The sequence below is a fragment of the Sphingopyxis sp. GW821-FHT12C06 genome (genome assembly GCF_058807415.1).
Genome location: NZ_JBXAQR010000002.1, coordinates 805,936 through 813,731, shown reverse-complemented (window position 1 = coordinate 813,731; position 7,796 = coordinate 805,936). Strand labels below are relative to the sequence as shown.

Sequence of the window (7,796 nt, the reverse complement as noted above, 5' to 3'; positions counted from 1 at the left end):
GCGGGACATCGGATGCGGCAAGGGCAAGCGCCGCAAGCAGCATCAGAAACTCACCATGAAGCCAAGGCGAATGCGGTCGAGCCAGTCGGAGGGCGGAACCGCGCTCGCATAGGCGCGGTCGAGCGGGCGATAATGATACCAGAGCAGGTCGAGTTGCAGGTTCGACGCCGGGACATAGGACAAGCCCAGTCCGTGGAGGCGATAGTTGGTCGCGAGGTCGATATTGTCGTGGCTGAACGCGGCGAGCACCGCATCGACCCCGACCCTTGAATAATTATAGGCGAGACGCCAGTCGCCAGGCTTTGTGGTGCGGCCTGCAGCGAGCTCGAGGTTGAAGGCGGTGTCGCCGTCGACCGCGGCGCCGAGATTGCGGACATAATCGGCGGTGAAGGTGACGGGCCAGTGCGGCGAGGGGCCGGCCCAGCTGAGCGTACCGATCCCCTCGAGAAGGTGGAAGTCGGACAGATAGCGCCCGCCGCCGAGCAGATTGCCGCGGAAGTCGCCGGCATCGGCGCCCGTGACAGAACCGAGGCGATAATGAAAATAGCTTCCGGTGACCCCGGCCTTCAACCCGGAACCCAGCGGCGTCGACAGCGCGATCTGGCCGCCGAACATGTCGCTGTCACGCGCGACCGAGGCTTCATCGATGACGAACCAGAGCGCGCGCGCGTCGAACTTGGCCGCGCCAAGCTGTGCGCCATAGGAAATCGCCGCGCCCTGCGGCGACACATCGCCGTCCCATAGCATGTCGGTGCGCTGGAAGATTTGCGGGAATTTGCCTGCATAGGCAGTGAATCCGCCATTTTGGTAGCGGACCCACGCCTGATCGAGTGACACCGCGAAATCATCTACGAAATTGCCGAGCGTGACGTCGGTCGAATTGGGGTCGTCGGGATCGCCGGTCGCGATCTGCGTGCCAACGGAGAAGTCGCCTGACACCGCGTAACTCGCGCGCAGTCGGGCGCGGACCGCCGAGCGCGACCGGTCGCGTGCGCCGCCATAGTTCCATTCCTGCCGGACGCGCATGTCGCCGCTGACGTCGAGGCCGGAGATGCGGAAAGCGCTTTCGGATGCCGGTGCGGCTACGATGGTCGGCGCGGATGGCGTGGGGGCAGGCGCGGGCAGGGCGGCGACGGGTGCGGGGGTGCCGGTCTGGGCCTGCCGTGCGACGATGGTTTCGAGCTGTTCGATACGCTGCTGCTGTTCGGCGAGCCGACGTTCGAGCGCTGCGAGCCGGTCTTCCTGAGCGTGGACCGGTGGCGTCAGGATGAGCGCCGTCGTGGCGAGAAGCAGGAAACGTGCTGGCATGGTGATTATCCTTGAGCGCGGGGCTTGCGGCGTTTCAGCCAGAGCAGGGTTCCCGCGACGATCATTGTGATCAGCCACAGGCCGATGGCGATCGACAACAGACGACCGATCAGCCCGCCCGCTTCGCCGGTGTGGATCGGGAAGAGTGCGCTCATGAAGGCGCGGGCGGCATCGGCATCGGCGATCGGATAGATGCCGCGCACGGTGCCGTCATTGGCATCGACCAGCACGACGCTGCCACCATAAGCGCGGCGAATCTCGCCGGAGTCGCGGACGCGGATGCGATATGTGGCGTCGCCCTCCTCGGGCCAGGCGACCTGCGTCAGGCTGCTGCCCGGGATCGCGGCCAGCGCGGCACCTGCCGCCGTGGCGAAGCCCACGGGCATATCTGTCACAGGGTTGGCGGGTAGCGCGACGGACTCGGCCCCGACCAGCTTGCCCACGCCATCTTCAAACTTCAGCATCGTGCCGGTCGCGGCGATGATCAGTGCGGGGACCACCGCCCACAGGCCGACGGCGCGGTGCCACGAATAGAGGCGGGCGCTCGCCGGGCCGCGGGGCGCGGGCATGAGCGCACGGCGCCAGGTCCCGCGCTTCGGCCATGCGGTGACAAGACCGAGGATGAGGTTCGAACAGAGCAGAATGCCGCTGATCGACACGATCCAGCTGCCCCATGATCCCAGCAGGTCATGGTGAAAGCCGACAAGGAAGCCCATGATGCTGCTCTCGCCTTCGCGCGGCGCATGGAGCACGCTGCCGTCGCCCGCGACGCGAACCGATCCGCTGGTTCCGTCCCCGCGATCGAAATAGATTTGATAGCGGTCGGCGGCGCCCGCCGTCGTCCATACAGTATCGACCTTGCCGCCGCTGCCCGGCGGGACGAGCGTGTCGATCCGTCGCTCGATTGCAGCAAGGTCAGTCGGGCGATGCACGCCGGAAATCGCCGCATCGGTGATTTCCCAGTGGAACATGATCAGGATGCCAGTGATCGCCTGCAACAGCCAGAAGATAGCGGCGCCGAGGCTGAGCCAGCGGTGGACAGAGAGGAGCCGTCGGCGCAGCGACGGCCGCGGAGGCTTTGCATGAGTGATCATGCTGCCTGTTTGGCCGGCTTCGAAGGTCCGAAAAACATCCACTTTTCGACTAACTATGGGGTCCAAGTCCGACGCAACCATGCCCAAAGAAAAGGCCCGGCTGTTGCCAGCCGGGCCAAAGGAAGCGATCGGATAGTGCCGGGGATCAAAATTCGACGGTTGCCGAAGTCTTGAAGGTCCGCGGCATGCCCTGAACGAGGTAGCCGCCCAAGGACGACGACCAGTAATTATCGTTCGCCACATTATCGACGTTGAGGCGGAAGGTGATCGGCGTATCGCCCGCCGCAACGACATAGCGCGCGCCAAGATCGAAGCGGGTCCATTCGGGCAAGGTCATGCTGTTGGTCAGGTTGAAGGCCTGCTTGCCGGTCTGCATCACGCGGCCGGTCAGCGTGACGCCCGGCAGGAAGCCGAGGTCCCATTCGATGTTGGCATTGGCGGTATATTTGGGAACGCCGATGGCGTCGCGGCCGTCGGTCGCGCCGCCGGTGGTCTTCTTTTGTGTTGCATCGGTCACCGACAGACCGGCGATGATGCGCAGGCCTTTGGTAGGCTCGCCATCGAAGCTGAATTCGAGCCCCTGGTTGCGCTGCAAACCATCGACCGTGAAGACCGGCAGCAGCGGGCCCGCGCCGTCGGGATCGGGCATAATGAATTCTTGCGGTCGTTCGGTCTGGAACACCGCCATCGAGGCGTTCCAGCTGCCGAATGAAATCTTGCCACCCAGTTCATATTGGACGCTCTTGAACGGCGGGAAAATCTCGCCGACGTTTGACGTTCCGGCGGGTGCGCTCGGCCCTTGTGCCAGGCCTTCGATGCGATTGGCATAGAAGGACAGGCTTTCGCTCGGCCGGATGACGATGCCGACCACCGGAGTGGTGGCGCTTTGCTTATAGCCGCCGGTCTGGGCGCCTGTGCCATAGTCATAGCTGCGGATGTCGATCTTCTGACGGCGCAGCCCGACGGTCACCATCAGCTTGTCGTCGAATACGCCGATCGTGTCCGATGCGAAAAAGCTGGTCAGGCGCGTGCGGCTGATCGGGAAGGGATCGGCCAGGTCGCCTCCAAGGAAGAAATTGAATGCCGGCTGCGGGGTGTCCACCGGATCATAGAGATTGGTGCCGTTGGTTGCATCGCGCGAGAAGACGCCAAAGGCATAGGCGTTGCGGTTGACATAACGGCTGTGTGAGCCGCCGACATTGATCTGGTGGGTGATCGGGCCTGTTTCAAACTTGCCGCGAATTCCGACCTGTCCCGCTTCATTATTGTCGTTGCGCGGAATGTTGGAGCCGGTGGCATAGCCGTCGCCGGGCAGAACGGCATTGTCGATCGTCAGGCTCTGATACCGGCCCCGCTCAGCGGCATCGCGCGCGCCGAAGCCAGCGTAGAAGGTGAAGCTGTCGCTGAGGTCATATTCGAGCTTCGCGATTCCGAAGATGTCGCGCAGCGTGGTATAATTCCACGCCTGACCGTAGTTCCCGGCAGCGTCAGGCACATCGGGAACTTCGTCCACGCCAAAGCCCAGCTGGACCATCGGGCGCATATGCTGAACCTTGGCGCGCTGATAGGCGAGGTCGAGCGAGACGCGCAACGGACCAGAGCGATAGTCGACTCCCATGCCGAGCACCACCGAGCTGCGATATTCATCGTCGATCGCGATATCGCCCCAACGGCCGGCGCCGTTGATGCGGATGCCCAAGGCGCCATCGTCGCCGAAGCGGCGGCCAAAATCGAAGGCGCCACCAAAATGCGCGTCCGACAGATAATTGGCGGTCAGGCGATTGATATCCTTGTCGCGCGCGCGCTTCGGCTGGAGGTTGACGGTTCCACCGATGGCGCTTCCCCCCGGCGCCGCGCCGAACAGGAAGGAGCTGGCGCCGTTCAGGATCTGGACCTGGTCGTAGAGTTCGGGGGAAACGAGTTGGCGGGGCGTGACGCCATAAAGGCCGTCGATCGCGATATCTTCACCATAGAGCGGGAAGCCGCGGATCACGAACTGTTCGGAGGCATTGGCGAAGCCCAGCGAAGTCCGGACCGAGGGGTCATTCTCGAGCACGGCGCCAAGGGTCAGCGATTGCTGGTTGAGGATCAGCGTTTCGCTATAGCCCTTGATCGCGAAGGGCGCGTCCATTGCGTCCATGTCGCCGAGTGCACCGAGTGAGCCGCTGCGGCTGACTTGGGTCTCGTTGCTGCGCTGGGCGGTGACGACGATGTCCTCTGCGGTGTCCTGCGCGAAAGCCGGTGCGGCGGAGACCAGTGCCGCGCCGAGGGCCGCGATGCCGGTGCCCCGAAAAATGCTGCGGTACGCAACCATGATATTATCCCCCAATATTGAAAAGCTGCTCCGATCCGGCAGGGCGTGGGGCCTGGCCTGTAATCGGAACTGTAACATGATCGACATGCTTGGGCCGCAAAACATCCAGTTTACCCATGCGCAGGGGACCAATGCGGCAATATTGTTACCAAGGTCCGACTGGCTTGTGGCGAGCCGCCCGGGATTGACCGCAACAGCATTGCCCCGGAGCGGCAAAAATGTTGCGGTCGCGGTTCGCTATCTTTTTGTCACTTGCGCGGCGGATTTTCGGCGCGCCATTTATCGAGGCGCGCGAGCCACTGGTCAGCCGAGAGCGGACCATAGGTTTTGGAATCAGTGTGTTCGGCGACAAGTCTGCGGAGGTTGACGAAATAGGCGGGGCCGCTGGGGATGCCGAGTTCCTTGTGTTTCTTCGCCATCGCGGCTTCCTGTTCGGGGGTCGGCTCGACGCCGGTGACGGGCTTGAACAGGATGACGTCGAAATCGGCGCCATTGTCATGGAAGAAAAGCTGCGTCGGGGGCAGACCGGCGGCGGCGGATACCGCGTCTGCCTCGGCGAGAAGGCGGACGAACTCTTCCTGCTTGCCGGGGGCGAGTTTGAAGATTTCGAACCAGGCCTCGGGCCAAGGGGCATTTGCGGCAGCGAGAGCCGGCGTGGGCGTTTGCTGCGCGACGGCGGGGGCCAGCGGCAGCGTTGCGGCGGCCAAAACGAGTGCGGTCAATTTTTTCATGAAATTTCCTCCTGTGACTATCTTAGGTTCTGTCTTTCAGGTGGATCGGAAAACATCCAATAGTGCGCCAGCCGACGGGGCCAAGCTGGATCAGCCTGCTGCTTCCCGGAGCGCGGCAAGCGCGGTGCGTGCCTCATGCTCGTTCAGGCTGGCGAAGCCGATACGCAGCCCACGCCGCGCATCGTCGCGGGTCATGAACGAACGCGATGCGGCAAAACGCAATCCCATCGCGGCGGCGCGTGCCTCTATCTGGTCGAGGTCGGTCTTGAACCGCAGCCAAAAGGCAAGCCCGCCATCGGGCATTCGATAGTCGACGATGTTGCCGAGTGATCGGTCCAGTTCGGCCGCGAAGCTTTCGCGGCGCTTTGCATAGACCTGGCGTACCTTGCGGGCGTGGCGGCGCAGTTCGCCATTGTCGATGAGTTCGGCGGCGGCGTCTTCGGTCAGCGTATTGCCCATTCCATCGGTCAGCGAGACCCGGTGCGCGATCGCATCAATCACCGGCGGTGGCGCGGCGACATAGCCGATGCGCAGCGCCGGCAGGAGCAGCTTGGACAGCGAACCGACATAGAGAACGAGGCCCGGACCATAGCCTGCCATCGGCAGAAGCGGCTGCGATTCAAAGTGGAATTCATGGTCATAATCATCCTCGATGATCGCAAAACCGAATTGGCGAGCGAGTTCGAGAAGGCGCAGGCGGCGCTCGGGGCGCAGCGACACCGTCGTAGGGAATTGGTGGTGCGGGGTGACGAAGACCGCGCGTACCGCATTGCGGCGACAGGCATGTTCTACGGCGTCGATATCCATCCCGTCCTCGTCGAGCCCGACGGGGACGATATTCGCGCCGAGCGCGCGGAAGGCTGCAACCGCGGGTTCGTAGGTCAGCGCCTCGACAATCACCGAATCGCCGGGCCGAACCAGCACCTGCGCAGCGAGAAAAATGCCATTTTGGCTACCACGGGTGATGCAAATATTTTCCGCCGCGACGGGCAGGCCGCGCTGGCTTTTGAGCATCGTCGCGACCGCTTCGCGTAACATGGGGGAGCCGCGGGGGTCGCGATATTGGAAGCCATTGTCACGCGACGCACGATGCGCGGCGACGCGATAGGCGCGGGCGAGAAGTTCGGCCGGAAACAGGCGGCCATCGGGCGCGCCTTCGTCGATTTTCAAGCCGGGGCCAGGCGGCAGGGCGATCGGCCGCTCGGGCGGTGCGGCAAAGCGATAGTCGATCGCGGCGCTGCTCATCGTTGCTTCGGCCTCGCCCTGGTTGCGCTTGACCGGGTCAGGAAGCGAGGTCGCGACCATTGTCCCGCGCGTACCCGCTGAATCGAGCCAGCCTTGCGCGATCAGATCCTCATAGGCGAGGACAACGGTCTTGCGATTGACACCGAGAACCTGTGCCAGTTCACGGCTGCTGGGCAGGTAAGTGCCCGAGGTGAGCCGGCCGCGTTCGATGTCGCGGATCAGCGCCTGGATGATCTGCATATAAATGGGAACGTCGCGTGCGGGATCGATACGATCCCCCAGACTGACCTGCCATGGGCGCAACATTGGACCATCCTTTTTGATAAAATGAAAGTGGATGGGTACCAAGCCTAACAGCGCGGATCGGCTTGTGCAATCGATACTGGACCCCCAAGCTTTTTGGTTTTGGTGCTTGTCCAGGACCCAAGGCTGATGGACAACCGCGCCATCGAGCGCATCCCCAGGGCGGATGCGTAGGAAAATACGGGGATTATGGTGGCGCTGTTCGACCAGTTTGAAAATGCGGATGTTCGGGCGCTGGTCGAGGCGTTTCCGCTGGCTTGGGTTTGCGGCGGCGATGCAGGCGCGCTCGATGCGAGCCTGCTGCCGCTGATTGGTGTGTTCGACGAGGATGGCCGACTGATCGAATTGATCGGGCATTTGATGCGCTCGAACCCGCTTCATGCCGCGCTGCGGAATGATCTGCGTGCGACGATCCTGTTTGTCGGACCGGATGCCTATGTCAGTCCCGAACATGCTGGACGGCGCAACTGGGCGCCGACCTGGAACTATGGGCAGTTGAAGATTGACGCCGAGGTTCGGTTCGACGACGCGCTGACCGAAATGTCGCTTAAGCTGTTGATCGGTGCGATGGAGGGGGGGCGCCGCGCGCCGTGGAGCGTCGAGGAGCTGGGCGCGCGCTATCGCGGCATGCTGGACCACATCATCGGCTTTCGCGCGACGGTCACCCGCCTCTCGGGCAAGTTCAAACTGGGGCAGGACGAAGATGCCGAAACGCTCAGCAACATATTGGGCGCATTGCCCGACACCGAAATGGCGGACTGGATGCGGCGGTTCAACAAGGGGCGCTAAATTGGGGGTGGA

6 protein-coding genes are annotated in these 7,796 nt (G+C 63.2%); 1 reads left to right on the top strand and 5 read right to left on the bottom strand.

Annotated elements, in window-relative coordinates; translation table 11 throughout:
• Positions 1-42: 42 nt before the first annotated feature.
• From AC1RRJ_RS09205 to pdxR, 5 genes are all read right to left on the bottom strand, one after another.
• Positions 43-1,308: a putative porin gene (locus AC1RRJ_RS09205; RefSeq protein ID WP_493121768.1), complete on the bottom strand. Its 1,266-nt coding sequence runs from the start codon at positions 1,306-1,308 to the stop codon at positions 43-45.
• Positions 1,309-1,313: 5 nt separating this feature from the next.
• A complete protein-coding gene (locus AC1RRJ_RS09200) occupies positions 1,314-2,402 on the bottom strand; it encodes a PepSY-associated TM helix domain-containing protein (protein ID WP_493121766.1) in 1,089 nt (362 codons plus the stop codon).
• A 145-nt stretch (positions 2,403-2,547) separates the two neighbouring features.
• Positions 2,548-4,716, bottom strand: coding sequence for a TonB-dependent receptor (locus AC1RRJ_RS09195; protein WP_493121764.1), 2,169 nt, complete (start codon positions 4,714-4,716; stop codon positions 2,548-2,550).
• A 248-nt stretch (positions 4,717-4,964) separates the two neighbouring features.
• Entirely contained in the window at positions 4,965-5,447 is a 483-nt protein-coding gene (locus AC1RRJ_RS09190; RefSeq protein ID WP_493121762.1) for a hypothetical protein, read from the bottom strand.
• 90 nt (positions 5,448-5,537) lie between these two features.
• Positions 5,538-6,998, bottom strand: coding sequence for a MocR-like pyridoxine biosynthesis transcription factor PdxR (gene pdxR, locus AC1RRJ_RS09185; protein ID WP_493121760.1), 1,461 nt, complete (start codon positions 6,996-6,998; stop codon positions 5,538-5,540).
• 186 nt (positions 6,999-7,184) lie between these two features.
• Here pdxR and AC1RRJ_RS09180 point away from each other — a divergent pair, with 186 nt between their 5' ends.
• Complete coding sequence (locus AC1RRJ_RS09180; protein WP_493121757.1) at positions 7,185-7,784, top strand: FMN-binding negative transcriptional regulator; 600 nt, start codon at positions 7,185-7,187, stop codon at positions 7,782-7,784.
• Positions 7,785-7,796 lie beyond the last annotated feature (12 nt).

Bases quoted from the DNA above. Each gene is read 5' to 3' on its own strand.
- AC1RRJ_RS09205 (WP_493121768.1), bottom strand. From the start codon at position 1,308: ATGCCAGCACGTTTCCTGCTTCTCGCCACGACGGCGCTCATCCTGACG.
- AC1RRJ_RS09200 (WP_493121766.1), bottom strand. From the start codon at position 2,402: ATGATCACTCATGCAAAGCCTCCGCGGCCGTCGCTGCGCCGACGGCTC.
- pdxR (WP_493121760.1), bottom strand. From the start codon at position 6,998: ATGTTGCGCCCATGGCAGGTCAGTCTGGGGGATCGTATCGATCCCGCA.
- AC1RRJ_RS09195 (WP_493121764.1), bottom strand. From the start codon at position 4,716: ATGGTTGCGTACCGCAGCATTTTTCGGGGCACCGGCATCGCGGCCCTC.
- AC1RRJ_RS09190 (WP_493121762.1), bottom strand. From the start codon at position 5,447: ATGAAAAAATTGACCGCACTCGTTTTGGCCGCCGCAACGCTGCCGCTG.
- AC1RRJ_RS09180 (WP_493121757.1), top strand. From the start codon at position 7,185: ATGGTGGCGCTGTTCGACCAGTTTGAAAATGCGGATGTTCGGGCGCTG.